The sequence below is a fragment of the Vibrio sp. CCB-PB317 genome (assembly GCF_022808245.1).
GTDB classification, from domain to species: Bacteria; Pseudomonadota; Gammaproteobacteria; order Enterobacterales; family Vibrionaceae; genus Vibrio; species Vibrio diabolicus.
The window spans coordinates 1,271,873-1,287,537 of the sequence record NZ_JALGNU010000002.1 but is presented as its reverse complement, the minus strand read 5'-3'; the positions used below and the strand labels follow the sequence as shown (position 1 = coordinate 1,287,537).

14 protein-coding genes are annotated in these 15,665 nt (G+C 46.1%); 6 read left to right on the top strand and 8 right to left on the bottom strand.

The window, feature by feature from the left end; all coding sequences use genetic code 11:
* Positions 1 to 89 precede the first annotated feature (89 nt).
* The 3 genes from MTR11_RS14835 to MTR11_RS14825 all read left to right on the top strand — a co-directional run bounded on the left by MTR11_RS14835 (position 90) and on the right by MTR11_RS14825 (position 2,935).
* The gene (locus MTR11_RS14835) at positions 90 to 971 is read left to right on the top strand and encodes a LysR family transcriptional regulator (RefSeq protein ID WP_243327944.1); all 882 of its coding nucleotides are present in this window, start codon (positions 90 to 92) and stop codon (positions 969 to 971) included.
* 129 nt (positions 972 to 1,100) lie between these two features.
* Positions 1,101 to 1,757 carry a hexitol phosphatase HxpB gene (gene hxpB, locus MTR11_RS14830; RefSeq protein ID WP_243327943.1) on the top strand — a complete coding sequence of 219 codons (657 nt, stop codon included), beginning with the start codon at positions 1,101 to 1,103 and terminating at the stop codon, positions 1,755 to 1,757.
* A gap of 422 nt (positions 1,758 to 2,179) precedes the next feature.
* On the top strand, positions 2,180 to 2,935 hold the full coding sequence (locus MTR11_RS14825; RefSeq protein ID WP_243327942.1) for a PhzF family phenazine biosynthesis protein: 756 nt from the start codon (positions 2,180 to 2,182) through the stop codon (positions 2,933 to 2,935).
* 69 nt (positions 2,936 to 3,004) lie between these two features.
* Here the strand turns inward: MTR11_RS14825 and MTR11_RS14820 are convergent, their stop codons facing one another.
* From MTR11_RS14820 to MTR11_RS14810, 3 genes are read right to left on the bottom strand one after another with little or no spacing between them, the layout of a single operon-like run.
* Complete coding sequence (locus MTR11_RS14820) at positions 3,005 to 3,133, bottom strand: DUF2474 domain-containing protein (protein WP_015313385.1); 129 nt, start codon at positions 3,131 to 3,133, stop codon at positions 3,005 to 3,007.
* A 20-nt stretch (positions 3,134 to 3,153) separates the two neighbouring features.
* On the bottom strand, positions 3,154 to 4,161 hold the full coding sequence (gene cydB, locus MTR11_RS14815) for a cytochrome d ubiquinol oxidase subunit II (RefSeq protein ID WP_243327941.1): 1,008 nt from the start codon (positions 4,159 to 4,161) through the stop codon (positions 3,154 to 3,156).
* Between the two features lie 28 nt (positions 4,162 to 4,189).
* Positions 4,190 to 5,554, bottom strand: a complete 1,365-nt coding sequence (locus MTR11_RS14810; RefSeq protein WP_218762194.1) for a cytochrome ubiquinol oxidase subunit I — start codon at positions 5,552 to 5,554, stop codon at positions 4,190 to 4,192.
* A gap of 154 nt (positions 5,555 to 5,708) precedes the next feature.
* Between MTR11_RS14810 and MTR11_RS14805 the strand changes: the two genes are divergently transcribed.
* A complete protein-coding gene (locus tag MTR11_RS14805) occupies positions 5,709 to 7,124 on the top strand; it encodes a PLP-dependent aminotransferase family protein (protein WP_047732476.1) in 1,416 nt (471 codons plus the stop codon).
* A 9-nt stretch (positions 7,125 to 7,133) separates the two neighbouring features.
* Here the strand turns inward: MTR11_RS14805 and MTR11_RS14800 are convergent, their stop codons facing one another.
* Together MTR11_RS14800 and MTR11_RS14795 are read right to left on the bottom strand one after the other, a co-directional pair.
* A complete protein-coding gene (locus tag MTR11_RS14800) occupies positions 7,134 to 7,682 on the bottom strand; it encodes a sugar O-acetyltransferase (RefSeq protein WP_005499187.1) in 549 nt (182 codons plus the stop codon).
* A gap of 249 nt (positions 7,683 to 7,931) precedes the next feature.
* Complete coding sequence (locus tag MTR11_RS14795; RefSeq protein WP_005392576.1) at positions 7,932 to 8,252, bottom strand: DUF1840 domain-containing protein; 321 nt, start codon at positions 8,250 to 8,252, stop codon at positions 7,932 to 7,934.
* Between the two features lie 132 nt (positions 8,253 to 8,384).
* Between MTR11_RS14795 and MTR11_RS14790 the strand changes: the two genes are divergently transcribed.
* Both MTR11_RS14790 and MTR11_RS14785 read left to right on the top strand, forming a co-directional pair.
* Entirely contained in the window at positions 8,385 to 9,221 is an 837-nt protein-coding gene (locus tag MTR11_RS14790; RefSeq protein WP_167713190.1) for a phosphate/phosphite/phosphonate ABC transporter substrate-binding protein, read from the top strand.
* Positions 9,222 to 9,232: 11 nt separating this feature from the next.
* The gene (locus tag MTR11_RS14785; RefSeq protein WP_243327940.1) at positions 9,233 to 11,854 is read left to right on the top strand and encodes an ATP-binding protein; all 2,622 of its coding nucleotides are present in this window, start codon (positions 9,233 to 9,235) and stop codon (positions 11,852 to 11,854) included.
* 86 nt (positions 11,855 to 11,940) lie between these two features.
* On the opposite strand, the gene MTR11_RS14780 is transcribed toward MTR11_RS14785, so the two are convergent.
* The 3 genes from MTR11_RS14780 to MTR11_RS14770 are packed head-to-tail and all read right to left on the bottom strand — an operon-like array spanning position 11,941 to position 15,659.
* The gene (locus MTR11_RS14780) at positions 11,941 to 12,843 is read right to left on the bottom strand and encodes a hydroxymethylglutaryl-CoA lyase (protein WP_243327939.1); all 903 of its coding nucleotides are present in this window, start codon (positions 12,841 to 12,843) and stop codon (positions 11,941 to 11,943) included.
* The gene (locus MTR11_RS14775) at positions 12,824 to 14,884 is read right to left on the bottom strand and encodes an acetyl/propionyl/methylcrotonyl-CoA carboxylase subunit alpha (RefSeq protein WP_243327938.1); all 2,061 of its coding nucleotides are present in this window, start codon (positions 14,882 to 14,884) and stop codon (positions 12,824 to 12,826) included. Before MTR11_RS14775 ends, MTR11_RS14780 begins: the two co-directional genes overlap by 20 nt.
* Entirely contained in the window at positions 14,877 to 15,659 is a 783-nt protein-coding gene (locus MTR11_RS14770; protein ID WP_243327937.1) for an enoyl-CoA hydratase-related protein, read from the bottom strand. Before MTR11_RS14770 ends, MTR11_RS14775 begins: the two co-directional genes overlap by 8 nt.
* Positions 15,660 to 15,665 lie beyond the last annotated feature (6 nt).

The window sequence follows — 15,665 nt, the reverse complement described above, 5'->3', positions numbered from 1 at the left end:
CCAGTTATGCAATGAAGAGTATATTTAGATTGACTTCTACACGGTGCTAAATCCAATATAAAAAAGATTTATTTTGATATGGAAAAAATATGGAATTTCGCTACCTGAAGTATTTTGTCGCGGTCGCCGAGACTCGTCACTTTACCCGAGCCGCTGAACAGTTAGGGATTGCGCAACCTCCTTTAAGTCAACAAATCAAAAAGTTAGAGCACGAGCTTGGTGTGGACCTATTTAAGCGCTTGTCTAGAGGGGTAGAACTGACCCATGCTGGGCAAGTCTTTTATACGGATGCGGTAAATATTCTTGCTGATGTGGAACGCGCTAAAGCAAAAGCCCGACAGATTGCCCGTGGTGAAAATACGCAGGTTAAAATTGGGTTCGCAACGTCAACATCAACCTGCATTAAGGTATTAGAGAGGGTGGGGCGTATTCAAGAGAATGGGGTTCATTTACAGGCGGCGGAACTGTCAATGCCAGAGCTTGCCACTCAGTTAAAAAGCAAACAACTTGATCTCGCAATCATGCGGCTACCCTGTTACGCCAGTGAGCCTTTTGAGCACAAGGTGTTGTTTAACGACCCGTTTGTCGCGGTGATTCCGGCGGGCCACGAACTGGCAAAGTATCACTGTATCCAGATGAAACAGTTGAGAGGCCATAAAATTTTACTGTTTCCACGAGAGACGGGCCCCGCATTGTTTGATGGCATGAGCACACTTTTTGCCGACGCAGGAGTAAGACTCGAACCACAGTTTGCAGCACCGCAACTTCGTACGACGATTGCCATGGCGCAGGCTGGGTTAGGTATTGCCCTCGTTCCGCGTTCACTGGCTGAACATCTCGATGATTCTGCGACAGTCGCCGAGATTGATGATATCCCTCTCACTAGTCGTGTTGTCGTTGCTTGGGAGGCGTCTAATCTCAATAAGCTGGCGTTAAAAGTAGTCACGAACATCAGTCATGTTGAGGCTTAAAGATGAGTTATCGAACTGGCTCTGATAGCCACAGGCAAATGTGATACTCTCCCTCGTTATATGCAAAGCTATGCTTTGGTTGAATAGACAAATCTTACTCAACGAATAGAACTTACTGAGGATGTACCAATGATATACGCTGCGGTCTTTGATATGGACGGGTTGCTGATTGATTCAGAACCTTTGTGGAAGGAAGCGGAAAGGCAGGTGTTTTCATCAGTTGGCGTCCAAGTGACCGAAGTACTGTCAAAGCAGACTGCAACGATGACGACAGGTGAAGTAACAAGGTTTTGGTATGAACGTAATCCTTGGCAAGAAACGAGCCTAGACGAAGTAGAGAATGCTGTTGTTGATAAAGTGGAGGCATTAATAATTGAAAAAGGATGCGAATTAGAGGGTGTTACAGAAACACTCAAATTGCTTAAGGAAAAAGGGTTTAAGATAGGGTTGTCTACTAATTCACCTTATCAACTCATTCCCACCATTTTGAACAAACTCGGTATTGCCAGTTACTTTGACGCGATATCATCGTCAGACGATGTAGAACAGGGCAAGCCAGAGCCAGATGTCTACCTTTCAACAATCAATAAACTAGGTGTAGATTCAAGTAACTGTATTGCCTTTGAAGACTCTTATTCGGGTATGCTTGCGGCAACACGAGCAAACATAAAAACAGTCGTGATACCTCAACCTGATAAGTTCTACCAAGAGTTTAATGAAGCCAGTCTAAAGCTGAAAAAGCTATCAGAGTTTAATGAAAGCCATTTAGTGGATTTAATAGGATAAAGCTATTCATTACGATTGGTAATATTTATGACAGATGTCATACCATATGGAGAACTTTGATGAGATATTAGTTGCTTATGTGTAGGAGTGGTGAGGGATGAAATAAAGCTTAATGTCGTTGCATATTTGATCAAAGAAGGCTACGAAGAGGCCGATATAATCAACCCTAAGAAACAAGAAGAAAGGTGAAGTGCACTTGCCATCTTTTTCAAAAGTAAACCTGCGTCATCACAGTAGACGGTTACAAAACATGGGTTTACGGTTGAACTAGCCAAGATAGATGCATAAAAAGACTAACAAAGCATTTAAGAGGGACTCCCGAGGCTTGTCATTTTTAGGTTTCGTTTTTGCAGTGTAGTGGTTTCGGGTTAATGATAGCGTTGTTCACAACTTAGTGCGGCGTTAAACCGCAAGGATGGTGGATGATTAAAGCGCAAATATTTGATGTATTTTGTGATGAGTTGGCTCAAGGTAACCCTTGTGGCGTTGTCGAACTAAATCACTGGCTGAGTGATTCTGAGTTACTTCAAATCACTCATCAGGTCGCTCAACCTGTCACATCATTTGTGGTTCAGTCTGGCAGTGACTACCACATTCGCTGGTTTAGCCTAGAAGGAGAGATCAACCTATGCGGACACGGAAGTTTGGGCGCAGGCGCTGCAATCATTTCCAACTATCATCAGAATGAGGTCATTCTAAAAAGCCAATATGGTCATATTACCGTTACTGAACTGGATGGAATGTATCGGATAGTGATGCCAAGTTGGCAAGTAAAGCCTCATGTAATCCCCTTGGATATTTCAGGCTTTTCCAATCGCCCCGTAGATGCTTTTACAACGCGTGATTTGGTTGTTGTTCTCGAGTCCGAAGATGATGTTGCTCACTATAAGCCTAACTTTGATGAGCTGGTTAAAATTGATGAGTTTCATGCAGTCATCGTGACGGCTCAAAGCTCTGATAGTGGCTATGTGCTGCGTTACTTTGCACCTAAAATCGGTATTTCAGAGGATCTTGCCACAGGCTCAGCTCAGTGCTCATTGGCACCTTATTGGTTTGAAAAGCTGGGCAAAGAAAAACTGATGGCTCGCCAGCTATCTCGCGCTGGTGGCTATTTTGAAGTGGCTCGCGGTTCTGAATCTACTATCGTATTGTCTGCACACGTGAAAAGTCGGACTTGAATGTAAACGCCTCTAGCTCTTACACAAGATCTAGAGGCATCCATTTTTTATTGACTTAAAAGTGCCGAGCTAAGATTTTAACCCTGCAGCGGTCATCATGACGCGAAACAGCATTGATACGAACCCCAGAGCTAGCACACTGGCCGCCCAAATTCCAACCATCCACGCCCATTGGCGGCACCAATTTTTGATTTTCATACTCACTCCTTATCAACTCGTTAATGGTACGCTTCGTCTTCTTTCACTTTTCCGGAGAAGACGTAATAACTCCAAAAGGTGTAAGCCAGAATGATCGGGATGATGATCACCGCTCCAACGAGCATAAAGCGCTGACTGCTTGCAGGAGCCGCTGCTTCCCATATCGATATGCTAGGAGGAATGATATTTGGCCAGATACTGATACCAAGCCCAGCGAACCCGAGAATCACGATCACCAATGCCATCACGAAAGGGCTGCGCTCTTTTCGCTTTTTGACGGAGTCGGCAATCTTCAAACAGACCAGCCCAGTAATGACAGGTACCGGCAGTAAGTAGAACAAATTAGGCAGAGAAAACCATCTTTCCGCAATGGCAGGGTAAGCAAGTGGGGTCCAAGCGCTCACAATGATTAATGCGGAGATCATCGCCAGTAGTGTTTTATTAGTGAAGCGGTACATCGTGTTTTGCAGTTCACCTTCCGTCTTCATGATGAGCCATGTGCTACCAAGCAGCGCGTACGTTGCGACTAAACCCAAACCACAAAAGATGGGAAAAGGGCTGAGCCAGTCGAGTTGGCTACCTACGAAGACGCGGTTTTCCACCGCAAAGCCTTGAATTACCGCGCCAACAACGATGCCTTGGAAAAACGTGGTTAAAATCGAGCCGACCATAAAAGAGCGATCCCAGAACTTTAAGTGGCTTTCCAATGCTTTAAAGCGAAACTCAAACGCGACGCCACGAAAGATCAAAGCAATCAACATCAACGTTAAAGGGATGGTTAGCGCTTCAATAATCACCGCGTAAGCCATCGGAAAAGCGCCAAATAGAGATGCGCCTCCAAGTACAATCCAAGTTTCGTTACCGTCCCAAACAGGCGCGACACTGTTGACCATGACGTCTTTTTGTTTTTCATCCTTGATGAAGGGCATCAGTATTCCAATACCCAAATCGAAGCCATCCATGATGATGCACATCAAAGTGGCAAAAACGATGATCGCGAACCAAATCACGGATAAATCAAAATGCATATTCTCTACCTTCACTTTGTGACAAATTCTAAATGCGGCCTGAAACGGTCGTCATGTCGTGCTCATCGTGTTCGATTGCATCGGGGCCTTTCTTGATTTGGTGGATCATGTAGTAATACCCAAAACCAAACACCAAGCTGTACACAACAAGGAAACACAGCAGGCTGATGCTCATTTGTAGGTCTCCGTGTGCAGAAACCGCGTCACGCGTTTTTTGTACGCCATACACCACCCAAGGTTGCCGACCAACCTCTGTCGTAAACCAGCCAGCGAGTATTGCGATAAGACCAGATGGCCCCATAAATAATGAAAATTTGAGGAACCAACGCGAGGTATAAAGCGTGTTCTTTTTTCGTAACCACATGCTGTAGAAGCTTTGAAAAATCATCAGAAGTCCTAGCCCGACCATGATTCGAAATGACCAAAAGACGATAGGTGAGTTCGGTCGTTCCTCTTTCGGGAAGTCTTTCAGCGCCGGGATTGGCTCAGTTAAGCTGTGGCGTAGGATCAAACTTCCTAGAACAGGAATTTCTAAGGCATAGTCTGTGCGTTCTTGTTCCATGTTTGGCATGCCGAACAATATCAATGGGGTTGGTTTGCCATCGCTGTTATCCCAATGTCCTTCGATGGCGGCGATTTTGGCGGGCTGGTATTCCAAGGTGTTTAACCCGTGCACATCGCCAATCACGGCTTGGAGTGGCGCAAGGAACACTAAGATCCCGAGCGACATTGAAAACATCGTTTTTACCGCAGTCGATTGATTGCCTCTCAATAAATGCCAAGCGGCTGACGCGCCTACAAAGAGTGCTGAACTGACAAAAGCCGCGACGCTCATGTGCGCCAAACGATAAGGAAATGAAGGATTGAAAACGATAGCAAACCAGTCGGTTGGTGCCACGCGTCCGTCGACAATTTCATAGCCTTGTGGCGTTTGCATCCAACTGTTGGAGGCGAGAATCCAGAAGGTCGAAATGATCGTGCCTAACGCCACCATCGAGGTTGCAAAAAAGTGCAGCTTTTCGCCGACGCGACGCCAACCAAACAGCATCACGCCAAGAAATCCAGCTTCGAGAAAGAAGGCCGTTAACACTTCATAAGTCAGTAATGGGCCAGTGATAGAACCAGCGAAGTCGGAGAAACCACTCCAGTTGGTGCCGAATTGATAGGCCATGACAAGGCCAGATACAACGCCCATCCCAAAGTTAACCGCAAAAATTTTCGACCAGAAGTGATAGAGCTTTTGGTAATCGGGATTACGTGTTTTTAGCCATAAGCCTTCCAGCACGGCGAGATAGGTGGCCAAACCTATGGTGATAGCGGGGAAAATAATATGAAAGGATACCGTAAAGGCGAACTGTATCCGTGCAAGCATAAATGCGTCGAGGCCAAACATTAAACTTCCTTTGATCTTTTAAGTTTTATGAGAGAGCTATTTTAAAAGGAGCGGAATGAGGGAAGTAGGTACAGACAGTGACTATAAACCTATAACAGATTAAATATTGAAGTGTTATTATTTTGAATTCGGCTTTAGGGAAGGGGATTTGCGTTTGGCGAAGTATCAAGAGTTAGTGGAACAGCTTAAAAGGCAGATAAAATCGGGGATATGGCATCCGGGTGACAAGCTGCCTTCTCTGCGTCGCCAATCTGAACACTCGGGTTTGAGCTTGATGACGGTATTGCACGCTTATCAAATTCTGGAATCTCAAGGCTGGGTAACCTCACAGCCGCGCTCTGGTTATCGAGTCGCGCCCAATATTAAGAGTTCAAATGAACCTCAAGCACCAGCCGCGGTTTCGTGGACAGAGCAGGTAGACATCAATGAGTTTATCTTTGATGTTCTGCAGGCGAGTAAAAATCCATCCATGATTAATTTTGGCTTTGCCTATCCAGATCCAAGTTTGTACCCACGTTATCACGTGAATCGGGCGATGAGCGCAGCCGCTCGCAATATGCCGATTTCCACCACCTTTGATAACTTACCGCCGGGAAACGAACAATTACGCACCATCATCGCGAAGCGTTATGCTGCGAAAGGCATTGAAATTTCACCCGATGAAATTGTCATTACGGCAGGCGCGCTGGAGGCGTTAACGCTCAGTTTGCAAGCCTGCACAAGACCGGGAGATTGGGTGGTTGTGGAGTCGCCTGCATTCTATGGCGCATTGCAATCCTTAGAGCGGTTAGGTTTGAAAGCGCTCTCAGTAAGAACAGACCCAGTCACGGGTATTGACCTAGATTCATTGGAACGAGCGCTGCAAACACACGATGTGAAAGCATGTTGGCTGATGTCGAACTTCCAAAATCCTCTGGGTTTTACGCTCTCCAACGAGAAAAAACAAAAGCTGATTGAGCTGACACAGCGATATAACGTGCCAGTGATTGAAGATGATGTGTACAGCGAACTGCATGCAGGGAATGACTCGGTTTACCCACTAAGAATGTTTGATGACACGGGCAATACCATGTTGTGCTCCTCGTTTTCAAAATCATTAATCGCAGGGCTACGTATTGGTTGGGTTGCGGCAGGAAAGCGGGCGCTAGAGGTACAAAAGTTACAGCTAATGAGTACATTAGCGACGAGTGCACCAGTGCAAATGACATTGGTGCACTATTTAACAAGCCGCAATTATGAATCGCATTTGAAGCAGTTACGGAAAAAGCTGTTTGAACGTAAAAGTAAGATGACGGATCTGCTTAATGAGCTGTTACCTGAAGAAGTCAAAGTGTTAAGCCAAAGCGGCGGGTACTTTATTTGGTTAGAGCTTCCCAAGCATATCGACGCCTTGCAGATATATCGAGAAGCGCTAAAAGACAATATCAGTATCGCACCGGGAAAGATGTTCAGCCTGACAGAACAATACGATCACTGTATTCGTCTTAACGCTTCTTTTGAGCTTAATGACAAATACGTCCATGCTCTCAATTTGCTTGCCAACATTATTCGCTGTCATTTGGCAAAATAGCGACTTTCTTCAGTTTTTTGGTTTAATGGAGCGCGCCGGATTTCCAGCAACTCGATCGCCCGGCGCAACGTCTTTGGTTATGACAGAGCCAGCGCCGACGACGGCCTCATCGCCAATGGTCACGCCTGGCAGTATGATTGCGCCCCCACCAATCCAAACGTTATTGCCGATTTTTACCGGTTTGGCGATCTCATCTCCGGCTAAGCGTCTTTGTGTATCGAGTGAATGAGCGGCTGTGTAAATTTGCACTCTAGGCCCAATCATGACGTTCGCGCCAATCTCAACCTGCCCATTGTCCAGAATAATGGCATCCCAGTTGATGTAGGTGTTTTCCCCGATGGACAAGTGGCAACCGTAGGTAAGTTGAAGCGGTGGCTCTATACAGGCGCTGTTTTCTAATTGGACGCCCATTTCCGCCAATAGTTGTCTACGGATATCTGGGTTTGGCTCGTGGTTAAATTGGAAGACAAGCTGCGCGGTTTTGGCGCGCATGAGCTTTAGTTCTTCATCCAGGCAATTATAGGTTTCTCCAGAGCGCATCCGAGTCAGTTCTGACATAACAATCATTCCATTAATGGTTTTGCAGTTGAGGCCACAATGATAAGTGAGTGTTTCAGTCAATAGGAGATTTTTATTATTAAATCAGATGTTTATCAATGATTTATATTCAATAGGTTAGTTTTGAGTAAGCACTCGTTAAGAGTCATTCAAATAGAGAAGTGAAGTGAATTGGGTAAGTTCCTTTTAGCAGGGGAGGAAAGTATAGATTGGATGTTGCTTTCCTCTCCACAGCTTGATTTGGAGCATTTATTGGCTGTCCCACATCACTTCGCACTCTTCTTTAATAGCCGATTTTAAAAGCTCAATAAGTGGAAATGCTCTGCGTCCTAAACTGACCGTTTGTTCCTCTTGCTCCTCATCTTCTTCCATTGCTTGACTGTTGTTCTTCTCTATCGCTTCTTGTGCTGCGAGAGCGGAGGTCAATCTAGATAGAGCATCAGGGATGTCTTGAGCGGAAATTGACCCTGGTACTGAGCCACTATGGCCCATCATTTTGATCATCTTTATCGCAATATCGCCAAACATAGTGACGTTCGAGTGGCTATGGCAACGAAATGTAATAAGCATTTACCTGCTCCTGTTTTAGGTGTTCATTTGAGTATAAATGGTATCTGAGATACGAGGCAATTTAATCCGATAATTCGCAATCTTTCAGATAGCTATCTATCTTTAACGAGAGACAAACATAAGGAGATGATTTTGTTGAACTCCCAATTAAAGACGTTGATTTGGCGGCTTCACAAGCGAATATTTACGTTGCTTATGGTGTTATGCATATGGTCACCTTCTGTCGTTGCTCAACCTTCCATTGTTTTTGGTGTCGTACCGCAACAGTCGGCGACCAAACTAGTGCAACAATGGCAGCCATTACTGCAACGCTGGGGAGATCTTGCTGGCGTTGAGATTAAGTTTGCCACGGCACGTGATATTCCCACATTCGAAGCTCGCTTGATGGCTGGAGCCTACGACATTGCATACATGAACCCATATCACTTTACCTTGGTGAATCAAAACCCAGGTTATACGGCGTTAGCAAGAGCGAAAAATAAGCGCATCACAGGCATTATTGTAGCAAGGCGAGGGAAGTCGGTTTCCCTTGATGAGCTGCAAGACAAGACCATCGCTTTTCCTGCCCCACGAGCATTTGCTGCTTCTATCATCACACAATCAGAGTTGGCGCAGAAAGGCATCAAGTTTACGCCTAAATATGTTGGTTCGCACGACTCAGTCTATTTGGGGGTACTTAAAGGTTTGTACATTGCTGGTGGTGGCGTGAAGCGTACCTTTGAGAGCTTACCGAGTGAAATAAAAGACCAACTTAGCATCATTTATACAACTGCTGGTTATACGCCTCATGCTATTGCGGTTTCAAATAATGTCGATGAAGAGATTACTCTTGCCTTACGAAAGGCAATTTCGCAACTTAATGATGATCCAAAAGCACAGGAGAGTTTTACTTTACTCAACATTGACGGGTTACAGCTTGCACAAGACCAAGATTGGCAAGATGTTGTTCAATTGGGAATCTCAAGATAAATGGTTGTCCTATGACGCTGCGTTCGAAAACGATACTTGGCATTGCTCTTATTGAGGCCCTTGCGCTCGGTGTACTCATCATTAGTGGGCTTAATTGGTTGGAAAGTTCCAACGAGACTAGCCTCGAGGTTGGGAGCCAACACTTGGTGAGTGTATTTGCTCAGGCGTCGAGAGATGCGGTGATTGCGACGGACTTAGCCTACCTAGACAGTTTTGCTCGTTCTGTCGTGAGTGAGCACGAGCTGGCTTACATTCGTATTGTTAATCAAGATGGCGTCGAGTTGACGCTACAGGGGGATTACAGCGGTGTTGATACTGGTGTGAGACCGTTTGATGTGACCGATGGAGTTTACGATGTTGCGCAAGAGATTACTCTTGGAGAGCAGACTTTCGGTAAGGTTGAAATGGGTGTGAATGTTGAACATGTACATCAAGTACTTTCATTTGCGACTCATGCAAGTTTGGTTATCGCCTTTATTGAAATGTCGCTGGTGGCCATGTTTTCGTATGCTCTCGGTAGCTATTTGATGAAGCGGCTTGATCTTCTTCGTACTGGGGTAATCAAGGTTTCACAGCAAGGTCCGGGTTCGCAAATTTCGATTTCAGGCAATGACGAAGTTACACGTGTTGGCGAAGCGTTTAACCAAATGTCACGCTCTTTAGCGCAAGCGCAAACTAAACTTCAGCAAGAGCATCAAACCCAGCAACAGTTATCGGCCAAAATATCGCAGCTTGCCGAGGTGGCGGAACATGCGCGTGATACCATCATCATTACTCACCCTGACGGCACTATTGCATGGGTAAACCCCGCGTTTGAACAGCTAACCGAATATACGTTGGAAGAAGTCATTGGCAAATCGCCGGGCGAGTTACTCCAAGGGGCAGACACAGACCCAAATACGGTGGCATTGCTCTCAAAAAGTGTCCGTAAGCACTCTCCTATTAGGGTTGAAATACTCAACTATACCAAGTCGAAGCACCCGTATTGGGTCGAGTTGGAGCTCTCTCCTGTGTTTGATGAAGATGGCGGGCTGTTACGTTTTATTGCGGTAGAGCGAGACATCACCGACAGGCGCAGGATGGAGAGGCGTCTGTCGTCTGCTTTAGATAAATCGAAAAAGGCGATGCAAGCCAAATCGGAATTTTTGGCGAACATGAGCCATGAGATTCGCACCCCAATGAACGCGATCATGGGGATCAGCGAGATATTGCTTGAGAACGAAAACCGTCGAGAGCCAAGGGAGTTATTACTCTTGCTGCACAAATCTGCCAACAACCTTGTGACGATCATTAACGACATCCTCGACTACAGCAAAGTAGAAGCGGGCAAGTTGACGTTAGTTGAAGAGGAGTTTGACTTGCGTTCACTCGTCGAGAGTTGCACCGCTTTGTGTGCCTATCAGGCGGATAAAAAGAACCTTAAGTTGTTGGTTGATATGCCATTGTCTATGAATACGGTCGTGGTCGGCGATAAAGGTCGGATTAATCAAATCTTGCTTAACTTGATCGGTAACGCGGTGAAATTCACGGATGAAGGTCATGTGCTACTCAAAGTCAGAGAAAGTGAGCACGGTTTTGATTTTTCCGTGAGTGATACGGGCATTGGTATCCCCGAAGATCGATTGGCTCATATTATGGATAAGTTTGAGCAGGTCGATACCTCCGCGACAAGACGCCATGAAGGTACAGGCTTGGGGTTGGCAATCTCAAAACGTTTGATCAGCATGTATAACGGCGAGCTTTGTGTGCATTCGGATTTTGGCAAAGGGTCGTGTTTTAGCTTTAGTTTGCAGTTGCCTAAGCAAAGTCAGCTTCTTTCCGAACCGATAGAGCTGAGTGCAAATCGACTATTGTTGATTGATGATTATCAACCGCGCGTGCAACACTTGATACATTTAGCTCAAGAGATTGGCATTGAAGTTACTCATGCCAGCGATTGGTCAACTGCGCAGTCTTTGGGTAAAAAATTGGATGGTTTTGATCGTATCCTCGCGAGTGTAAACAATGCTCAAGATAGAGATGCACTCTATGAGCTTGATGCGACAGAATCCGCTGCCAAACGGGTACTGTTCCTTGCACCTTGCGTGATGGAGGAAGGGCAGGCATGGTCGTGCGAGCGGGATCGTTTATTGCCGCAACCGGTCACGCAGCATAAACTGCAAGCTCTGTTTTCTACTAAGACACAAAAGCGTCGAGAACTTTCCTCAGATGAGAACCCTGACTTTTCTAGCCTGCACCTATTAGTCGCAGAAGACAGCCATATCAATCGAATATTGATTGAAAAAATGTTGCAAGACACAGGTGTTAAACTGACGTTGGCGGAAGATGGTGTTGAAGCCGTTGAACTTTATAAACAGCTTTCTCCGGACTTGGTGATTACCGATATTTCTATGCCAAACAAAGATGGTTTTGGCGTGACAAAAGACATTCGTGAGTTACAGGAAAGTGGTGCGTTTCCTTGGTGTCCAATCGTCGCGTTTTCTGCACATGCGATGCAAGAGCAGCAACAAAAAAGTATCGCATTAGGTATGGATGATTACCTGACAAAACCAGTTCAGAAAAGTGATTTGCTTAATATGATCGCGAAGTGGGGATGCCATACCCTTGCAGAGGAAAAGCACGCTTCTGTTTAGTGTTTCGGTTAGATTAAATCGGCTCAAAAAAACGAGCATGTTATTAAACATGCTCGTTTGTAGTTGTGTATCGTGGGTTGAGCAATTTACAACCCGTTTGGGTCACCCAAAGCGAGTGCTACTTTGGAAGACGGACGTTTACCTAATGCATGGCAAATTTGCCAACCCGCTTCATTGATGATGTTGAGGTCAACCCCAGTTTCAATCCCTAGCTGCTTACACAGATAAAGCACATCTTCCGTTGCAACATTGCCACTGGCACCTTTCGCGTAAGGGCAGCCGCCCAAACCAGCAACCGCACTATCAATGGTGTTGATGCCCATTAACAAGGCTTGGTAAATATTGGCCAAAGCTTGTCCATAGGTGTCATGAAAATGTACCGCGAGCGCGTCTTTTGGCAGTTGCGTTAACAGCGAATCCAGCATGGCGATAACGCGATTAGGCGTTGCTTTACCGACAGTATCGCCCAGAGATATTTCATAACATCCCATATCAAACAGCGCATTCGCGACCTTGGTGGTTTGCTCTGGTTTTATTTTTCCCTCGTAGAGGCAAACCATAGTGCAAGACAAGTATCCGCGCACAGGTATGTTGTGCTGGTTCGCCAGTTCGATAACCGGCTCAAATCGAGAGAGACTTTCAGCGATACTGCAGTTAATGTTCTTTTGGCTAAACGCTTCAGAAGCGGAGCCAAAGACTGCAATTTGCTTTACACCACTTTCCAGCGCACGTTCTAACCCTGCTAGGTTGGGAGTAAGCGCGCTGTAAACAACATCTGGTTGCTGTGTGATACCCGCAAACACCTGAGCAGAGTCGGCCATTTGTGGCACCCATTTAGGTGAGACGAAAGAACCCGCTTCAATATGTTTTAAACCACTGTTGCTTAGCTGATTGATAAAACGGATTTTATCGACCAGCGTCACTGCCGTTTCATTTTGTAAGCCATCGCGAGCACCGACTTCGACGATATTAACCTTCGCTGGTAGCATATTCGCGCTCCTTATCGGCACAACCACTTTCTGGCGTAGAAGCCAAATGCAGCAGGATGGAACCGTGTTGTACTTGGTCTCCGTGCTGATAAAACACTTCATCAACGGTTGCTGCTACCGGAGCGGTAATGGTGTATTCCATCTTCATCGCTTCGAGTACCAAAAGCGGATCACCAGCCGCTACTTTGTCTCCCTTATTTACCATGACCGCCGATATCACACCGTTCAGTGGCGCGGTTGGGCTAAGTTCATCGTCTTGACCTTTTGCGGATTCAAAACTTGGTTGATGAGCGAAAGTGCGTTGCTGACCAAGATAAAACAGCGTTGTCTTTTGTTCGTCGCTAAGCGCATTAAAGGTGTAACGCTCATTATCAATATCGACGATAAACTGGTTGCCACTTTCAAGCAGGATGACCTGATGCAACTCCTCGCCGCATCGGACATTGAGGTGATTAAGATGCTGAAATCCTGTATCTTGCGATGATTGTTGCAAACGTACCTGATGGTTGGCATTGGCATCCGTGAAGTTAAATCGATAAACGTTGTCAACCGACAGTCTAAAACCTTGTTTGGTTGGCGCGGGTAACGTTGAGCTGTCTGATTTTGAAATGAGATCATTCCAGCGAGCGACCGCTGCCAACGCTAGCCAGATAGAATCTGACACATTTTGCTGCGCGCTAATGCCTTGCTGATGTTTAACCAGGAAGTCGGTATCAAGTTCGATATTGGCAAAGGCTGGCTGCGAAATAATGCTGTGCAGATAACCAATGTTTGTCGTTACTCCACGTACGTGATATTGAGTTAACGCCTGTTTAAGCTGTTTGAGCGCGATATCACGTGTTTGGCCCCAGACGATCAGTTTGCTGATCATCGGATCGTAGTATTCGCTGATGGTATCGCCTTGAGCAACACCACTATCAACACGTACACAAGCTAGGTGCACATCCTTGTCTGATAATGGTTCTTTTAAGTAATCAATGCGGCCCGTCGACGGCATAAAGTCGTTGTCTGCATCTTCGGCGTAAATTCGTAGCTCGATTGAATGACCGTTGTGGGTGATTTCAGATTGCGAGATCGGTAAATGCTCACCAGCTGCGACTTTTAATTGCCACTCCACCAAATCAACGCCGGTGATCGATTCAGTGACAGGGTGTTCAACTTGAAGGCGGGTATTCATCTCCATGAAGTAGAATTGACCTCGGCTATCGAGTAAGAACTCCACCGTGCCAGCGCCAACATAGTCGATCGCTTGAGCGGCCTGAACCGCAGCTTCACCCATTTGTTTACGCAGTTCATCACTAAGACCGGGAGCTGGTGCTTCTTCGACTACTTTTTGATGACGACGCTGAATGGAACAATCACGATCAGATAGATAGACACAGTTGCAATGCTGGTCAGCAAATACCTGAACTTCCACGTGGCGAGGCTGCAATATGCATTTTTCGATTAGAAGTTGCTTATCGCCAAAGCTTGAAAGCGCTTCACGCTGCGCACCGTCGATGGCCAAGGGCATTTCGGCGGCGCTGTTGACCACTCGCATGCCTTTACCGCCGCCACCTTGTGTTGCTTTAAGCATGACTGGGTAACCGATTTTTTCCGCTTCCGCTAATAAATGCTCAACGCTATTGTCTGTGCCGTGGTAGCCCGGAACCAAGGGCACGTTCGCCTCTGACATGATTGCTTTGGCTTGAGATTTAGAACCCATTGCCTCAATTGCGCTGGTGGAAGGACCAATAAAGACGATGCCATTTTCGCTGCACGCTTTGGCTAGTTTCGGGTTCTCGGAAAGAAAACCATACCCAGGGTGGATAGCATCAGCTTGCCATTTTTTTGCAGCATTGATAATCGCATCGATATCGAGGTACGACTCACTCGCCGGAGCAGGGCCGATAAATTCAGCGAAATCTGCTTGTTTAACATGTAAGCTGCTGCGATCCGCTTCGGAATAGACGGCAACCGTCTCTATAGCCATGCTTTTTGCGGTTTTAATAATTCGGCATGCAATTTCACCGCGGTTTGCGATCAGTATTTTTTTAAACATGATTCCTCCAATTGGCGGCGCGCTTTTCAAAAAATGCAGTCAGCCCTTCTTGTCCTTCGCTGGACACGCGGGCGGTTGCTATGGCTTGGCTAGTGTATTCAATTAATGAGTGATCGATAGGTTGGTTATCACAACGTAAGCAGAGTGCTTTTGCTGCTTGCATGGCTTGTGGACCGTTGTTAAGCAGGTGATCAATGGTGCGATTGACGGCTTCACGTGGTTGAGCGTCTATCTGATGAAGAATACTCATCGATAGTGCGGTTTCGGCATCAATCAGTTCCGCGGTTAAAAAGTAGCGTCGGCTTTGTCGTTGTCCAATCGCTCGGATTACGTAAGGTCCGATGGTAGCGGGTAATAAACCGAGTTTCACTTCACTCAAACAGAAGCGGCTTTCAGGTGTACCGATTGCGATATCGCAGCAGCAGATAAGCCCAAGTGCGCCTCCAAATGCAGCGCCGTGTACCATAGCAATGGTTGGTTTGCTAAAGGTATCCAGCGTATGCAAAAGTTTTGCTAGTTCCTTTGCATCTTGAAGGTTTTCACTCTCGGTTTTGGTGGCCATTGACTGCATCCAGCCAAGATCCGCACCCGCAGAAAAGTGTTTTCCCTGTGCAGTTAACACCAGTGCACGGAGAGAATCTTCCTTTTCGAGTTGTTCTAGTGTCTCAATCAGTGAGGCAATCAATTCGTCATTAAACGCGTTGTGTTTTTCTGGCCGATTCAGGCTCAACCAGGCAACGCCATTGCTGTCTTTTTCAAGCAGTAGTCCGGTCATGTGACT